This is a genomic window from Dendronalium sp. ChiSLP03b, from assembly GCF_034531165.2.
GTDB lineage: Bacteria > Cyanobacteriota > Cyanobacteriia > Cyanobacteriales > Nostocaceae > Dendronalium > Dendronalium minutum.
The window spans coordinates 21269-37189 of the sequence record NZ_JAVRBR020000007.1 but is presented as its reverse complement, the minus strand read 5'-3'; the positions used below and the strand labels follow the sequence as shown (position 1 = coordinate 37189).

At 41.4% G+C, this 15921-nt stretch carries 13 protein-coding genes; 6 read left to right on the top strand and 7 right to left on the bottom strand.

Annotated elements, in window-relative coordinates:
* Window positions 1–300 precede the first annotated feature (300 nt).
* The gene (locus RMY31_RS01290) at window positions 301–1038 is read right to left on the bottom strand and encodes a phycocyanobilin:ferredoxin oxidoreductase (RefSeq protein ID WP_322667097.1); all 738 of its coding nucleotides are present in this window, start codon (window positions 1036–1038) and stop codon (window positions 301–303) included.
* A 338-nt stretch (window positions 1039–1376) separates the two neighbouring features.
* On the opposite strand from RMY31_RS01290, the gene RMY31_RS01285 reads away from it, so the two are divergent.
* The gene (locus tag RMY31_RS01285) at window positions 1377–1643 is read left to right on the top strand and encodes a hypothetical protein (RefSeq protein ID WP_322667082.1); all 267 of its coding nucleotides are present in this window, start codon (window positions 1377–1379) and stop codon (window positions 1641–1643) included.
* A gap of 45 nt (window positions 1644–1688) precedes the next feature.
* Here RMY31_RS01285 and RMY31_RS01280 read toward each other — a convergent pair whose 3' ends face one another.
* From RMY31_RS01280 to RMY31_RS01270, 3 genes are all read right to left on the bottom strand, one after another.
* Window positions 1689–3431, bottom strand: a complete 1743-nt coding sequence (locus RMY31_RS01280) for a hypothetical protein (RefSeq protein WP_322667080.1) — start codon at window positions 3429–3431, stop codon at window positions 1689–1691.
* Between the two features lie 12 nt (window positions 3432–3443).
* Entirely contained in the window at window positions 3444–3860 is a 417-nt protein-coding gene (locus tag RMY31_RS01275; protein WP_322667077.1) for a hypothetical protein, read from the bottom strand.
* 73 nt (window positions 3861–3933) lie between these two features.
* On the bottom strand, window positions 3934–4779 hold the full coding sequence (locus tag RMY31_RS01270; protein ID WP_322667076.1) for an FAD-binding domain-containing protein: 846 nt from the start codon (window positions 4777–4779) through the stop codon (window positions 3934–3936).
* 207 nt (window positions 4780–4986) lie between these two features.
* Here RMY31_RS01270 and RMY31_RS01265 point away from each other — a divergent pair, with 207 nt between their 5' ends.
* Together RMY31_RS01265 and RMY31_RS01260 are read left to right on the top strand one after the other, a co-directional pair.
* On the top strand, window positions 4987–5463 hold the full coding sequence (locus RMY31_RS01265) for a hypothetical protein (RefSeq protein ID WP_322667095.1): 477 nt from the start codon (window positions 4987–4989) through the stop codon (window positions 5461–5463).
* 467 nt (window positions 5464–5930) lie between these two features.
* Window positions 5931–8294, top strand: a complete 2364-nt coding sequence (locus RMY31_RS01260; RefSeq protein ID WP_409877050.1) for a hypothetical protein — start codon at window positions 5931–5933, stop codon at window positions 8292–8294.
* Window positions 8295–8583: 289 nt separating this feature from the next.
* Here RMY31_RS01260 and RMY31_RS01255 read toward each other — a convergent pair whose 3' ends face one another.
* Window positions 8584–9426: a methyltransferase domain-containing protein gene (locus RMY31_RS01255; protein ID WP_322665828.1), complete on the bottom strand. Its 843-nt coding sequence runs from the start codon at window positions 9424–9426 to the stop codon at window positions 8584–8586.
* Between the two features lie 269 nt (window positions 9427–9695).
* Here RMY31_RS01255 and RMY31_RS01250 point away from each other — a divergent pair, with 269 nt between their 5' ends.
* Together RMY31_RS01250 and RMY31_RS01245 are read left to right on the top strand one after the other, a co-directional pair.
* Window positions 9696–11030: a TrkH family potassium uptake protein gene (locus RMY31_RS01250; protein WP_322665826.1), complete on the top strand. Its 1335-nt coding sequence runs from the start codon at window positions 9696–9698 to the stop codon at window positions 11028–11030.
* Window positions 11031–11372: 342 nt separating this feature from the next.
* Window positions 11373–12068 carry a TrkA family potassium uptake protein gene (locus RMY31_RS01245; protein ID WP_322665824.1) on the top strand — a complete coding sequence of 232 codons (696 nt, stop codon included), beginning with the start codon at window positions 11373–11375 and terminating at the stop codon, window positions 12066–12068.
* Window positions 12069–12130: 62 nt separating this feature from the next.
* On the opposite strand, the gene hemW is transcribed toward RMY31_RS01245, so the two are convergent.
* Window positions 12131–13324, bottom strand: coding sequence for a radical SAM family heme chaperone HemW (hemW, locus tag RMY31_RS01240; protein WP_322665822.1), 1194 nt, complete (start codon window positions 13322–13324; stop codon window positions 12131–12133).
* 253 nt (window positions 13325–13577) lie between these two features.
* On the opposite strand from hemW, the gene RMY31_RS01235 reads away from it, so the two are divergent.
* On the top strand, window positions 13578–14654 hold the full coding sequence (locus RMY31_RS01235; protein WP_322665819.1) for a PIN/TRAM domain-containing protein: 1077 nt from the start codon (window positions 13578–13580) through the stop codon (window positions 14652–14654).
* A 323-nt stretch (window positions 14655–14977) separates the two neighbouring features.
* Here RMY31_RS01235 and RMY31_RS01230 read toward each other — a convergent pair whose 3' ends face one another.
* Complete coding sequence (locus RMY31_RS01230; protein WP_322665817.1) at window positions 14978–15919, bottom strand: glycosyltransferase family 2 protein; 942 nt, start codon at window positions 15917–15919, stop codon at window positions 14978–14980.
* Window positions 15920–15921 lie beyond the last annotated feature (2 nt).

Sequence of the window (15921 nt, the reverse complement as noted above, 5' to 3'; positions counted from 1 at the left end):
TTACGTTTTGTTCCTAAAACCCTGGTTTTAGGGTGTAAGGGTGTGGGGGTGTAAGGGTGTAGGGGTAGAAGAAATGATGATTAGAGCGTTAGTTTTATAGTCATTACTCATTGCTTGATTAAAAACCTACACTTGTGAGGGGCAGAGGGGCAGGGGGAGAATAATTCTTAACTCCTAACTCTTGCACAGACGCGATTAATCGCGTCTCTACTCCTAACTCTTGCACAGACGCGTAGACGCTCGTAAGAGCGGCTTCTCGTAAGAGTATAATCGCGTCTCTACCCCTAACTACTGACTTCTTTAGTCTGGGAGGTCAAACAATACTGTGGTCATGTAGTTTTCTGCCCAATCTTGACCGAAGGCTTTTTCTAGCACTCGGCGAGTTTTATCGTTTTGCTGCTGTTTGGTGCAGTAGTTGCGTTGTCCTGCGAGAATTTTTAGCGTTTGTTCGTGTGAAACGGGACTAGAGGCGATCGCTTGGGTACAGTGAATTTCTAAAAAATCCTGCACGCGCTTAAGAAACATCTTTTCTTCTTGGGGGGAACTGGGGCGAATAAAGATGCAAAAATCTGAGAAGATATGCCCCCATTCAGGTAATTCGCGGGGTTGAGAAAAGTTCAGTGCCCTCAGTGCCGTTAGTTCAGCCTTATAGGATTCTGGTAAAGCGCGATCTAAATTGACAGGAGATAAGTCGGCGATCGCAGCGCTAATTTGACCTCTGCCTCCAACTAGATCGCAACCAAACATCGGCAAATCGTACTCTGGCCGAGGAAACATGACGCAGTGCAAAATATCCAGCATATTTCCTATTTTTGCCAGTTCCAAGTGCATTTTACGGAATTGGGGTGTTTGATAGCAGCGATTTTCAATTGTCAGTTTCTCGCCCTCTAGTCTACCTTCCACATACCCCAACTCAGTTGGCAAATGGTAAGGCGACAGATCCAGGTGCTTATGCCAAGCTGTCTCAATACAATCAGCTAACTGACGAACTAAGGGATATTGTTGTTCTCGCAGCGAGGGGATGGAAGTAAATGACATGTTCTCGTTGAAAATGCTATCTATTTGCCAGTCTACAGCCAGCTGCGCCACTTCTGGTCTGGCTTGCAATATATGCAAACACTTACAGCTAGTTCTGAGTGAGTTAGGAGTTAGTTGTCAGTAGCAATTGGGGATTGGTAATTGGTCAGTGTTATTCTCCCCTGCCTCCCCTACTCCCCCTCTGCCCTTCTGCTCCCCCTGCTCCTCTGCCCCGTGCCTTCTTCCCTTAGCTTACGTAAAGTTATAAAACAGTCACTTTTCAAAATGATTATGATTTTGTAGTCTTAGTTACAGAAATAATTTTAGATTAGCCCATCGGTTAAGGCTAATACAAAGCTATGAAACTAGATTCTGATAGACCAGATTTTGCTATGTCGGCAAGAAAGCAGAATCTGGATTGGTTGAGCAAATGTTATGCCAAAGATTTAGTCCAGGATTTTTTAGTCTCAACTTGGGTAAAGCTTCTGGAACTACCCAGCCCCTTTAGTTTTGACGAAGCACTGTTATTGTGTCCGGTTTCAGCAGATGAATGGCTAGCCTGGGTTCCAGATCATGGGGAAGTAATATTGCACACTGGGCAATTTCATCCCAAAGGGTGTGGGTAATTCCACAAATGAATTTTGGGACTTGGAACTTGTTTGGAGGCAAGTTCAGTCCAAGAATCCCACGGCTTTTTGTGAAAATGAGCGGTCTTGGTTGTTTTCATAGCCGTGGAGTGTCAAAATACAGTCTGCTTTTAACACGATAAAGTTCTGTGTCTCTAAAACAGAACAGTGGGATGTCAGCTTTGCTAATGCAGGAGTAGTCCCGTGTTCCAAGCTACTGACAGCTTCTGTAAACACTGGTTGAAAACTTTTCAGCCAACTTTTTTGAGTCAAATATTCAAGTTTAAAAGCGGTGCGTTCCAGCAGCCAGAAATCTACTCCGTATTTTTGAATTAATTGTTTTGCTGCTGCCAAATTTGGACTATATTGAGCGCGAATTAAATCAATAGTGCGTTGGCGAATTGGAGAATAGTAGCCGAGATGGAAAGGAAGCGCGTATTCTCTACTCACAAAAATAGACCTTTGACCAAAAGTCGGAATGTTATCAGCCTCATCAGAAAGACTGGCAATTAGGCTGTCTTTAGATTGCTGTTGCAGAAATTTGTAAAGGGCTGATTCTCCAGATTGCCTGTAATCGGTTGTTGGAAAACGTCCCGAAAAATTAGGGTACAGAACGAGTATAAAGGCTAGAGTGACTGTTAACGCTAATTGCCAAACTCTACATTTTTGCTGATAAGTACGGAAAAAATTATCTAATATGACAGTTAAAGCGATCGCAGCGGCAATAGCCATTACAATTCGCAGAGAATGAATTGTATATCGGGTAGGGAAAAACAGTTTTAAGAAGAAAGCATGGGCAGCAAAAAACAGAGTCAAGGATACTACGATTATCTGCGGCAATATGTTGACTTGACTCTTAACCAAATTGACCAAGGGAAAGCGCGATACATCTCGCAATACCATTGGCAAAAACAATCCTAACCAAATCAGGGGAGGCATTAACGGTGGTAATATCCCGCTATGTTGACCAATCAGCCAAAATCGCCAAGGATTAGTATCAAAAAACGGATGCCGTCCTCCTGGCCAGAATTCTGGCATTTTTACAGCTTGAGAGGCAGTGACAACTGGCCCAAACTCAGAGGAAGTTAAAGCATATGGCAACATCACTATAAACGCCAATCCTAAGATAGCTACTAGCCAAAAATAATTACTCCGCAACCGAATAAACAAAATACCTAGAGAAATCAATAGTAGTGGAGGATAAAAAAGTCCTTCTAGCACAACTATTAGACAAATTATTAGCCAAGATTCGCGCAATAAATAGTACAGAAATGCTAATAATAAAGGATATACAAAAGATTTAGGTGTTGCAGAAACTAAGTCACTTTTGAACCAAAGACTCTGATTGAGCAGCAAAGTACTAATAAATCCAGCAATTGGCACTGGAAAAATCTCGAAACACAGCCAAAAGCAGTAAATAGTAATAATTAATCCTAGGACAATAGGCAAAATTTTACTCAGCAATAAAGGATAAATGCCGAGACTAGCCATCAATTTATAAACAACAGTATATCCAAATGGCGTAATCGATTGAAAATAATCTGCCATCAAATCATTTGGTAGTAATTCTGGATCGGCGAATCGCTGCATCCAGAATATGTATTCTCGTGCGTCATCCTGAGCAACATACTCTCCTCTAAAGGCTTTTTGTAATCCTAGGATTCCGTAAAAAATTGCAAATAGAAGACTTATAGTTAACCAGAATAAAACTGATTTATTGAAGTAGTATTTAGAGGATGTTTCGTTAATAGGAGTGATTAAAATTTTATGCAGTTGGGAAAATATCATTAGCAAAGTAAATTATTCAAAAACATGTTTCTCAGCCACTTTCCAATAGCGTGAGAACCGTTTTAGGTCAATATAGCCATCGTAATCAAAAAATGGTTCCACTTCTAGGACTTCGATTGCTAAAGAACGCTCGATTTCGTCGCAGATATCATCAAATCGGGGACTGGGACTATCTGCTGTCACAACTAAATCGGCTTGATGTTCTTGGGCAAAGGCTAAAATTTCTTGCGCTACATTACCACGATGAATGACAACTGGTAACTCTAATAAGCATTCATAGATAAACGTGAGGCGTTTGAGACTCAGTTGCCATTCCTCTATCAAAGCATCATCCCAAACCCAAATGGCTGGTGCATCCGGGTATTCTTGCAGTGCGGGATTGTATGGACTGAGGCAGTCTCCATGTATCCAAACAATTGGTTTAGTCATTCGCTTCGCTCTAATTAAAAATTAAAAATGATAAATTTAATTTTTAATTTTACATTTTTAATTTTTAATTGATTTATCTCCTCTTCCCTCTCTTCCCGCGTTGCCAACTTTGGCTATTGGCTTGTTTAGTAAATTCGCCGTTGGGAAACAGTTTTTGTTCTAATTCTTCATAACTTCCTTCAAAGTCACAATGACCGTATAGAGGACATTTCTGGCAATAAACGCCTTTGGTGTAGCGTTCTAAATTCTCACGGTTGAAAAAGTAGGGCTTGTGGCTGAAGGTGCTGGCAACCCACTGCCATGACATATTATTACTAGCAGGATCGCCATCTAGCAGATGTTCGAGAAACCATTTGGCTCCGGCTTGCCAACGAATGTGTCGCCAATGCACAATGTAAGCGGCTAGCCACAAGCGGGCATGATTGTGCAGGTAGCCTGTTTCTTGCAAATCGCGGCTGAAGCTATCGATGCAAACTCGGCCTGTGTTGCCTTCTTTGATATCCTGCGGTAAATCTGCTGCGTAGTCTTTTTGGGTGTAACCTGTTTTGTATTCTTCTTGGTCTTGCCAGATACCATTGCCTAGCTTGATATATAACCGCTGCCAATAGTCACGCCAGCCTAATTCGTTAATTAGTTTAGTAGCTTCATCTGGTTGCTGTACGTTGTCAAGCACATAATCCCGAATTTCTCGCAAGCTTAAAACTCCATAGCGGATGTAAGGCGAAAGTCGGGTTACAGTACCTGTTAAAAAGTTACGTGTTTTGGCGTAGGTTGCCGAATCTACTTTTTGCAGTGCTTCTTCGGCTGCTTTGCGTCCCCCTACAGTATCACTGATGCGATCGCTTCTTTGTGCTGCTGTGGGAAACTGTTCGCGCAGATAAGCTATCAACTCATCACGGTTAGAGAATTTATTTAACATAAACTGTTAAAGATAATAAGAATCATCACTGAGAAGTCAAATAGTGGCGATCGCTAACTAGCTAACTATATTTAAGCTTATGGCTAGAGTGAGTGCATTTAATCAAAGCGATCGCTCTTAGATAACCCCATTCTCTACTCCCAAAAGATTGTGCGATCGCTTTTACCAGTGGGAATCATAACAAAAATTCTCTACGGTAAAGAACTAATGGCTTACCAAAACATTACCGCCTCACTTTCCCCAGAAGATGTCCAAGAAATTAAAGCTGCCTTTGCGACTATTCAAGCAAAGTTACCTTTTCTCGTGACTTTAAGTGTGGAAGAACGACGCAAGTTATTTAAGATGGGCGATAAAAGCCTCGCTTTTGTCAACAATAGTTTGACTGCTGCCCAGACTAACCGAGAAATTTTACCAGCCAGCTTTGATTTAGATGAGTTTGTGCGGGATTATCAATTAGCAACCACGCTTACCGAACTTTTGATTGGACTGCGCCAACTCACAGAACAAGTAGATGATACTCTCATGGCAGTGGGCAGTGAAGCAATGGGTAGTAGTTTGACAGTATATGATTATGTCAAGACTGCTGCTAAAAAAACTCCAGGGTTAAAAAGTCTTGCTCAACAATTGGGCGATCGTTTTAAAGCTATGAAGAGTAAACCTGCTAAAACTAATTCTGGTTCATAGGCTGTAAACTTTGCTAGAGATTGCGGAAGGATGAAAGGGGAAAAGTTATCTTTTCCCCTTTGTGTTTGCTGAACTTCTGCAAGAGTCTTTAATACTCGACTATGAGCCTTTGATATTCACGCGAGAGTCTTTAATACTCGTAAACGAGTCTTTGATATTCACGCGAGAGTTTTTGATACTCGTGGACGAGTCTTTAATACTTGCGGGAGAGTGTTTGATACTCGCGCGAGAGTCTTTGGTACTCGTGGATGAGTCTTTGATACTCGCGCGAGAGTCTTTAATACTCGTGGATGAGTCTTTGATACTCATGGACGAGTCTTTAATACTTGCGGGACAGTCTTTGATACTCGTGAGCAAAGATTAACATCAAATCTGCCTGACTTTCTCAATTAAGAATCAGGAATTAGCAATTGCAGGCTTGGTATTATACCGATAGCCGCGTGTAATCTGCCACCGTGCCCCCAATTATGCTCACGATACCCCGCTACAGCAGCAAGCGATCGCTCTTTTTCCTTTTCTGTTTCACCCTACTCCTAACTCTCTTCCTCTCTCTCCCTTGGGTAAGTGCTAAAGAACAGCCCAAGCCTAAGCCAGAAGCATGGCAAATTAACGGTATCGTTGCTGCCCTTGATGATAAATATAACGGAGTGAAGAAACTTGCTTTTGAGGAATTCAATGAATATGATTTGCAAAATTTGAAAGCGGTAATTCACAAACCGGAGGTAATTGCTCAGAAAGCTGCCAACATCCTCAAGGATAAATCCGTTGACGCTGATGTTCGTTCCGGTGCAGCATCGGCATTGGGAAATCTGGAAGAGGCAGCTAGACCCTACGTCAAAGACATCGCTGACATCCTTAAGGATAAATCCGTTGATGCTGATGTTCGTTCCGGTGCAGCATCGGCATTGGGAAATCTGGGGGAGGCAGCTAAACCCTACGTCAAAGACATCCTCGACTTCCTTAAGGATAAATCCGTTGATGCTAATGTTCGTTTCGGTGTAGCAGTGGCATTGGGGAAAATAGAACAACTCAACTTAAATAATATTGTTGTAATTCTGGATAGCGTCTATTATGCAGGTCAATCAGAATTTGCACAGTGGCGATTTTTAACTTATTTCCTTGGTGGCGGCACTGATGAAGTAAAAATTTTGCTCACATGGCTAGGCAGACCAAAAACAACTCCCGATAAGCTGACACACACTGAAGGTGTAAAAACACTCTTAATCTTTCGCCAAGCCTGGGAACCCAGCCAAGAACTAGATCAATTAAGAAAAGATTTAGCACAGCAAATTTCTGAAGTCGCTGCCAACAAACAAATTCTTTGGAAAGCACAAGATATTAACTTATTGCAAACTCACTACAGCAACCTCAAAAAAATTAACTCCACCCATGCTGATACACTACAGTCAGTAATTAATAATCTGGAATATTGGCAGTGGTTTTTTAAAGCCAGAATCACCATCCTCGCTCACATTACCTTTTGGCTTGCCCTCATCTTTGCCTACCCCAAATTTCCCCAAGTCCAAGCCGTCTTCTTCTGGAACCCTTGGGTAAGACGCATTTTAGGCGTGGGCTATGTCGGCTTTCTCCTCACCTGGGTTCCTTTGTTCCGGCGCAAATTATTTGAACCATTCAAATCTTCCCTATTAGCCGATGCTGGCTTAGATAATTTTCATGACCAATCGTACTTCCCATCTAAAGTCAAAGTTCCCGGTTCAGGAGACATCTTTCCAGTTACCGCAGCCCTACCCAGTATCAAAGGACAAATTATCTTAGAAGGTGATTCCGGCTTAGGCAAGTCGATGTTTCTCCGCCATCTATTACAAAACCAAGAGCGCATCGTCGTTTATCTCCCCGCCCAGAAATGTCATAAAGGCGTAATTGAAGCCATCCAAGACAAACTACACGGGCAAGCACAAGATGCCGACTTCCTGAAAAACCTGATTTACAGTGGTGCAATTGACATCTGCATCGACGGACTTAACGAAGTCACCGCCGACACACGGGCAAAAATCTGCCAGTTTGTCGAAAGCTATTTCCGGGGCAACATTATTATGACTACCCAGCCCCTAGAGTGGACACCACCCTCAACAGCAAAAATATACTACTTGCAACCCCTTGAGCAACAACAAATTCAAGAGTTTTTGATATCCCGTCAGCCGCGACTACCCAAAGATGCCCAAGTTCAAGGGGCTGATTACGAAAAAGCCTGCACCAATTATTTAACAGAAGTCCTCAAGCAACAAGCCAAAGAAGAGTTAGATGCTGTGCGCCGAATTCTTTCCAATCCAATGGATCTAACAGTGGTAGCGCTGATGTTATCACAAGGCAAACACCCTAATTTATTTCGCCTGCAAGAACAGCAATACAATTTAATGGCGGCAGAATACCTCAAAGAATGGAATCAAGAATTTCCCTTAAAGAAATTCTCAGCCGCTGTCTACGAAATGCGACTCCAAGACAAACAAGCCTTACCCGCAGACGAATTTTATCAAGTCGCCATGTCTTTGTCAGACGAAAAATACAAGATGGTAGTCAGCCGTCAGTGGCAAGATGAAAAAGGCGAAGCCAAGAAAGAATGGTACTTCCGCCACGATAAAATCATGGATTTCTTCTTAGTGCAAAACTTTCTGGGCGAAACTGATGCAGCCGAAGGACTATTAGTTGATAGAATGGGCGATCCGCGATTTCGCGGCGTTTATTTCTTACTAGCAACCTTACTCCCCTTAGATGCAGCCAAAGAACTGCGGGAAAAGTTGATTCAATACGCCGCAGATACTAAAGACAATACAGTGAGTAATACATTCGTGCAGTTGTTACGGACAAGATAATTCGTAATTCGTAATTCGTAATTCGTAATTTAAGACACACAGAACAAGGCTGAATGCAGGATATCTGCTACTCTCTTAATAAAACAATACATATTTGGAAAGTTTGGTATGAGAAGAGGAATAAGGAGTGGGAAGTGGAAAATGGAAAAAAGATATTTGCGCGTTATACCAACTTTCCAAAATCCAAAATGAAACTACAGATGCAAATCTTCAAACCCTAATAAAATCTGATTTTACGAATTACGAATTACGAATTACGAATTACGAATTACGAATTACGAATTACCTCCTACTTATTCCCGCACAGCAAACCAAATCGAATTAACCCGCGCTGATAACCGCGACGCATCAACCCCAGGGATAACGCTCCTTGAATCGTACTCCAACCAGCTTGCAACAACCCAAAAATCGCCTGGGGAGTGAACGCTGAATCAATCACCACATTCCAAAAAGGGGCAACAGCCTGCGACCAATCAGCAGTGCGGATATTTTTTAATGGTAGTTGACGGGCAATTCTTTCATACTCTGGCAACGAAATCACATAAGGCAAACAATACACCCGATAAATATCCTGCAAGTGTTTTTGTTCATCTGTTGTCAGTGGTATCTCATCATTAGGTCGATGACACCAAGTCACCATAATCAAAGTGCCGCCCGGTTTCAATACTCGGTAACACTCCTGCATGAACTTGGTTTTATCTGGCATGTGTTCGCCACTTTCCAAAGACCAAACCAAGTCAAAAGAATTGTCAGCAAAAGGCATTGCTTGAGCATCTGCCACCTGGAAGTGACTTCTAGCACTCAAACCAGCATCCTGGGCGCGTTCTGTGGCTCTAGCGGCTTGGACGGGACTCAAAGTGATCCCCGTTGCTCTAGCATTAAACTTACCTGCTAGATATAAAGAACTGCCGCCAATACCGCAACCGACATCGAGAATATTCTCCGCTGTCTGTACCCCAGCCCAATTAAGTAGTTCTTCAATTAAATCAATTTGAGCCTGACGGCGGTCTTTTTTCTGGCTACCATCGACCCCGTAGTAGCCGTGGTGCATGTGTTCGCCCCAAATCTGCTCCCACAGCCCAGAGGAAGCATCGTAAAACTGCTGAATTTGCTGGTAAAGTGTTGCACTCATGAAGAAAGCAGTGTTAAGACAAAGCAAAATTTAAATCAACATACTGGTAGGGTACCATGTGTGTTTTTAATTAGATAAGGATGTTTTTGGTTCCAGGAAAGGTAAACCGAGATTTCTTCTCATGGAGAAAACTTGTCAATCTTACCTAAATTAAGCTGCTCTTACTCATTTATGCCAATTATCCAAAAAAAGCCTACATATATTTAAGAGGTGGAAACCCAGATTAAATCTAACTTTCTTAATTACGAATTACGAATTACGAATTACTTATGACTGTTTCTCGCACAGTTTGTCTAGGATTTCTAGCTGTCATCACTGTAGGAACCATTCTGCTGATGATGCCTTTCTCGACTAGTGATGGTAGTTGGAACGACCCAATTGTGGCGCTGTTCACCTCGACATCCGCTGTTTGTGTTACTGGTTTATCGGTGGTCGATCCCGGTACTTATTTTTCCTTTTGGGGTCAGTTGTTTATGACACTGTTGGTTCAGATTGGCGGTTTGGGCTACATGACCAGCACAACCTTTCTGATTCTACTGATTGGACGTAAGTTTGACCTGCGACAAAAAATAGCCATTCAACAATCTTTAGACCGACCAGGAATGCATGGTAGCGCCCAAGTTATCCGCTCAATTATTGCCACAACATTAATTTTTGAAATTACAGGAATATTTTTACTGCTGCCAGCATTTGTTCCTGAATATGGTTGGAATAAAGGACTTTGGTTAGCGATTTTTCATAGCGTTAATTCTTGGAATAATGCAGGCTTTAGTCTGTTTAAAGATAACTTAATCGGATATCAGTCATCTTTTTTAGTAGTTTTAACTGTGACATTTTTAATTATCTTTGGAGGAATCGGGTATCAAGTAATTTTAGAAATGTATGTTTGGTTGCGCGATCGCCTGCTGAAGCAAAAAGTCTGTTTAGTTTTTTCACTAGACTTTAAAGTTGCAACTAGTACAACATTAATACTTTTAGTATTGGGTACAATTGCATTTTTATGTATAGAGGTAAGAAATCCTGAAACATTTGGCTCACTCGCTTTCAAAGACCAGTTATTAGTGGCTTGGTTTCAATCAGTTACTCCTAGAACCGCTGGCTTTAACACTATTGATATTGGCAAAATGACCACCGCTGGTTTATTTATCACAATTGCACTCATGTTTATTGGTGCAAGTCCAGGCGGTACTGGAGGCGGCATCAAAACTACGACTCTAAGAGTTCTTACCAGTTGTACTAAAGCAATTCTTCAAGGTAAAGAAGAAGTTTTATTGTATGACCGGAAGATAGCAATATCTTTAATTTTAAAAGCTGTTGGTGTTTTAGTGGGTTCCGTAGCTACCGTAATATTTGCCACACTTTTAATTGCTTTAACAGATCCAGAATTAGATTTTATTCAGATTTTGTTTGAAGTGGTATCAGCTTTTGCTACGGTAGGTCTTTCTACAGGCATTACAGCAAGTATCTCTGTAGCAGCAAAACTTATCTTAATTGCCACAATGTATATGGGAAGAGTAGGTGTTTTACTACTGATGGCTGCTGTATTAGGAGACCCTCGTCCCAGCAGGATTCACTATCCTGAGGAAAATTTACTTGTCGGATAGTTTACCCTTTTCTCCTGTAAAGACCAAAGCAAACGGGGAACTAAAAAAGCACTCATGCAAAAGTTAAAAGAAAAGACACTATAAAGTAATTGACTTTATTTTTCTCAATGAATTAATTTTGCATTTTGGCTGAGATAATCTTTTCTATCTCCCTGCTTTCCTGTTTCTTCTTCCTTTGCGTTCTTTGTATTCGTTAAAAAAGCATTTTTCACAAATCAGATTGGACTGCTATAGAACCTAAACTGATAAAATATAAATGAGTAGGCAAAAAATAAAACTTTTAATAATTCGATTTAACTGTTTTTTGCCCTAAATACAGGGAATCTTATAAGGATAGTAACTGTGAATCTGTCATCGTTAGGGTTTTTTCGCAGTTTGCGTAAAGATAACCAGCAATTTGCTGTAATTGGGTTAGGTCGTTTTGGTAGATCCGTCTGTTCAACACTGAGCAGATTAGGTTACCAAGTGCTAGCAACCGATATTGATGAAAAGCGAGTATCAGAAGCATTGAATGACGAGATAGTTGGTCATGCTTTACAACTAGACTCAACCGAACCAGGTGCGCTCAAAGAAGCTGGAATTTTTGAATTTGATACAGTAATTGTCGCAATTGGTAACTACATTCAAGAAAGCATCATCACCACTTTAAATGTTAAAGAGGGTGGTGTACCCCATGTAGTTGCTAAAGCTTCTAGCGAAGTTCACCGAAAGTTGTTAAAACGAGTAGGAGCAGACCATGTTGTGTTTCCTGAATACGAGGCTGGTTGTGCTTTAGCGCGAACGCTCACCAAACCATCCATCTTAGATCGATTCGACCTCGACCCAGATAACAGTATTGTCGAGTTAATTGTACCTGATGAATTTCATGGCAAAACGGTCGCCGAACTTCAACTTCGTAACCGTTATGGTTTGAATTTATTAGCTGTGAGTCAGGACGGCAAATTTAAAATTAATCCTGAACCTACCAATCGTCTAGAACGCGGTTCAGCGATGGTAGTTATAGGTTGCAACAAAGATATTAATCGCTTGCCGATTTAATCTTAGGGTGATTTGTCAGTGGTCATTGTTCAGCGATCGTATAGCAACTAACAACTGACAAATCACCCCAAATGGCTGAACAACTCTGCCAAGACTACATTAGAAAACAAAAAACCATCGGGATCGCACAAGCGCAACCTTCCCTCTACGATTTCTACCCAACCTTTCTCAAAATGCGATCGCAAACATTTGTGAATCTCCTTCACCTTTTGTTCGCCAAATTTCTCTACTAAATCAGCTAAATTCAAACCTTCTGCTAAACGCAACCCCAACATTAAGGTTTCTAACAAAATTTCCTCTGGTAGTGTCACTTCCCAATCAATTACACCGCCATTGGCAATCAAATCTTGCACCCATCGATAATACTCTTGAGTCTTACGAGGACGAGTAAAGCGTTTCCCATCTACATAACTAGCCGCACCCATGCCAAAGCCATAATAGGGACGATTTTCCCAATAAACCCGATTATGCCGACACTGATGGCCGGGTTGGGCATAATTAGAAATTTCATAATGTTTATACCCTGCACCAGTCAGAACTTGTTGCCCCATCTGGTACATTTTGACTGTGGTTTCATCCGTTGGCAAAGGACTGTCACCAGGTTTGTAGTAACGACCAAAAGCTGTTCCTGGTTCAATTGTGAGGTCATATATAGATATGTGAGTCGATGCCAACGCTACAGCTTTATCTAGAGAATCCTGCCATTGGTCTAAAGACTGATGCGGCAACCCCGAAATCAAGTCTATACTAAATTCGGGAATCTCTACTTGGTGGATTAATTCCACAGCTGCAAGAATATCCACAACTGAGTGCGATCGCCCAGCAATTTTTAACAATTCTTCCTGAAACGCTTGTACGCCCAAACTTACCCGGTTCACACCCGCGCTGCGATAGCCTGCTATATGCGCTAAATCGAATGTGCCTGGGTCCATTTCCATAGAAATTTCTGCTCCCGAAGCAATACCAAAGTGCTGTTCTATAGCTCCTAGGATACTTTGCAACTGCTCTATCGAGAGTAGTGAAGGAGTACCACCACCGAAGAAAATAGTCTTAAGGGGTTGACCAAAAGCTGGTGTAATGGCAATTTCTTGACACAGCACCTCAACATATTGGGAGATAGTACCAGATGTTTCACCCCGCGAGCGATCGCCCACTACAAACACGGGAAAATCACAATAGAAGCACCGCCGTCTGCAAAAGGGAATATGTATATAAGCAGAACTTGCAATGCCCGAAATATTAACTTTTTGACTCATTATGAGAAAGAATTAATTAACTCAAGAGAGAATTACAAACAATGAAAATTAGTACTTTATTTACAAGTTTTTATCGTTTTACAACAAAATCATGAAAAATATTAAGAGAAAACACTTTGGTTATAATATTTGCAGATATTGCCTGCTTAAAACCCTAATGTAAGTCAATATTGATAAATCTCTCTAATCGAGAACATAAAAAATACTTGGCTTTATTTATCAGGTAACACATTCGCAGGAAAACAAGACAACCATGCTTGATGCCATCATTATTATCTCATTTATCCTAGCAGCAGCGGGAATAGGGTTCTATAGCACTGAACTACTACCCAATGGCGCTTTAGACCGGGTGACAAACCTGGAAGCTTTACGCTTAATTGTTGCTGTCTTTGCCGCCATTATTGGTGGTGCCGTCGGACTGAGTTTTCAAACGACATATCGTCGCCTGGAGTCACAAGTCCGAGAATTACCTCTAGAAGTGATCTTAACCCGCGCTATTGGGTTAGTGATTGGGCTGTTATTAGCTAACTTAATGTTAGCCCCATTATTTTTACTTCCCATTCCAGCGGATTTTAGCTTTATTAAGCCGTTAGTGGCAGTTGTCGGCAGTATTATACTTGCCGTAACTGGCATGAATTTGGCGGATACCCACGGGCGAGGCTTATTGCGGTTCATTAATCCTAATACCGTAGAAACAATGGTAGTAGAAGGCACGCTTAAACCTGCTAATACCAAAGTTTTAGACACTAGCTGTATTATTGATGGTCGGATTGAAGCACTACTAGAAACAGGTTTTCTAGAAGGGCAAATTATCGTGCCACAGTTTGTTTTGCAAGAGTTGCAGCAAGTAGCCGATGCCAGCAAAGACCAAAAGCGGGTGCGAGGACGGCGGGGGCTAGAAATTCTCAACCGTATTAAGGAAGCTTACCCCGATCGCATCTTGATTAACCCAGTTGACTACGAAGATATTTCTACGGTGGATGCGAAATTAGTGCGCTTTGCCCAAGAAATCAGCGGCACACTGTTAACTAATGACTACAATTTGTCGAAAGTTGCTAGCGTACAAAAAGTACCTGTTTTAAATGTTAATGACCTAGTGAATGCCGTCCGTCCCACCTATTTACCAGGTGACAATCTTGACCTGAAAATACTCAAAGAAGGCAAAGAACCCAGCCAAGGCATTGGCTACCTAGACGATGGCACAATGGTTGTTGTCGAGGAAGGCAGCAGCTATGTGGGTGGTGAATTACGGGTGGTAGTCACTAGTGCTTTGCAAACCTCAGCAGGAAGAATGATTTTTGCCAAACCCCAAGCTTCAGCATTGGCATGAGGGAAATGTTGAGTGCAATTAGAGTTAAATTGTACGCATATTATAGATATCGGTGTAGGTTGACTGCACCGATTATTTATTTACAGGACTTACGCCCTGGTAAAAGTTATTAAAAAAGTTGCTAAATTTCTCTTCACTGAGTCCTAAATTGGTTGGAAACAATATTACCAAAATGGTTAGTGATATATGGCGCTAGATAAAATTTTGTAGAGAAATTTTAGCAACTTTATAGTTTAAGAAACTGGATTGAATATGGTTTTAAACGTTGTCAGGAATTATTATTCTCTCCTTGCCCCTGTTACCCCTCTGCTTCCTCATTTCTTCTAACTAACTGTTTGTCCAATTTCCTGAGTTAGGGACGATGGCACAGGTTGAGAAGTTTTTGTAGTGTTGAGCTTGCCACCACAACTGCGTAATTCGTAAAGTTTGACTCCAATTTGATATTCGTATTGACTGAGTAGGCGTGCATAGATATATCCAGCTTTGCCATCTAAAAAACCGCGCTGAATAATGTAGAACAAAATAAATCGCAAAAATGGTTTAAATGGCAGATGTACCCACACTTTTTTCAAAAAGCGCTTGCGCTGCACTGCATCACCAAATAAATTTGCACCAATAGTACCGCTGTCACCTTGACCTGTGAGCAGATTAAAATAAACACGGGCTTCCCAATTTGAATAGCGATTATGTCTTTCTAACCAGTGGTAAAGGTCGCGGAAGTCTTCATGGAGCATATCATTTTTCAGATATCCAACTTTGCCCTGTAAAATAACGTGTTCGTGAACTTCGTTGTCGCCTGTGTTGGGAATATCTTCTGTATTCAGGTTTTCGTAACGACCTTGTTGATGCTTAAATAAACGCAGATTCCAATCGGGATATTTACCACCGTGGCGAATCCATTTTCCTAAGAAAAATACGCGGCGGTTGAGATAGTAACCTGTATGTTCATCATCTTGAATTGCTTGGGCAATTTCTTCCCACAATTCAGGAGTAATGCGTTCATCACAATCTACAATTAACACCCATTCATTACGGAAAGGTAGATTATCTAAAGACCAATTTTTCTTTTTCGGCCAGCGACCATTGAAGCTGAATTGTACGATATTTGCGCCGTAAATTTTAGCAATATCGGCACTCTTATCAGTACTTTGAGAATCTACGATAAATACTTCATCCGCTCTACTGACGCTAGCGAGACAGGCAGGCAAATTTGCTTCTTCGTTTTTTGCTGGAATGAGTACGGAAACTGGTATTTTGGCTGACATAT

Coding starts and splice junctions, on each gene's coding strand:
- RMY31_RS01290 (WP_322667097.1), bottom strand. CDS start 1,038: ATGTCATTTACTTCCATCCCCTCGCTGCGAGAACAACAATATCCCTTA.
- RMY31_RS01285 (WP_322667082.1), top strand. CDS start 1,377: ATGAAACTAGATTCTGATAGACCAGATTTTGCTATGTCGGCAAGAAAG.
- RMY31_RS01280 (WP_322667080.1), bottom strand. CDS start 3,431: ATGATATTTTCCCAACTGCATAAAATTTTAATCACTCCTATTAACGAA.
- RMY31_RS01275 (WP_322667077.1), bottom strand. CDS start 3,860: ATGACTAAACCAATTGTTTGGATACATGGAGACTGCCTCAGTCCATAC.
- RMY31_RS01270 (WP_322667076.1), bottom strand. CDS start 4,779: ATGTTAAATAAATTCTCTAACCGTGATGAGTTGATAGCTTATCTGCGC.
- RMY31_RS01265 (WP_322667095.1), top strand. CDS start 4,987: ATGGCTTACCAAAACATTACCGCCTCACTTTCCCCAGAAGATGTCCAA.
- RMY31_RS01260 (WP_409877050.1), top strand. CDS start 5,931: ATGCTCACGATACCCCGCTACAGCAGCAAGCGATCGCTCTTTTTCCTT.
- RMY31_RS01255 (WP_322665828.1), bottom strand. CDS start 9,426: ATGAGTGCAACACTTTACCAGCAAATTCAGCAGTTTTACGATGCTTCC.
- RMY31_RS01250 (WP_322665826.1), top strand. CDS start 9,696: ATGACTGTTTCTCGCACAGTTTGTCTAGGATTTCTAGCTGTCATCACT.
- hemW (WP_322665822.1), bottom strand. CDS start 13,324: ATGAGTCAAAAAGTTAATATTTCGGGCATTGCAAGTTCTGCTTATATA.
- RMY31_RS01235 (WP_322665819.1), top strand. CDS start 13,578: ATGCTTGATGCCATCATTATTATCTCATTTATCCTAGCAGCAGCGGGA.
- RMY31_RS01230 (WP_322665817.1), bottom strand. CDS start 15,919: ATGTCAGCCAAAATACCAGTTTCCGTACTCATTCCAGCAAAAAACGAA.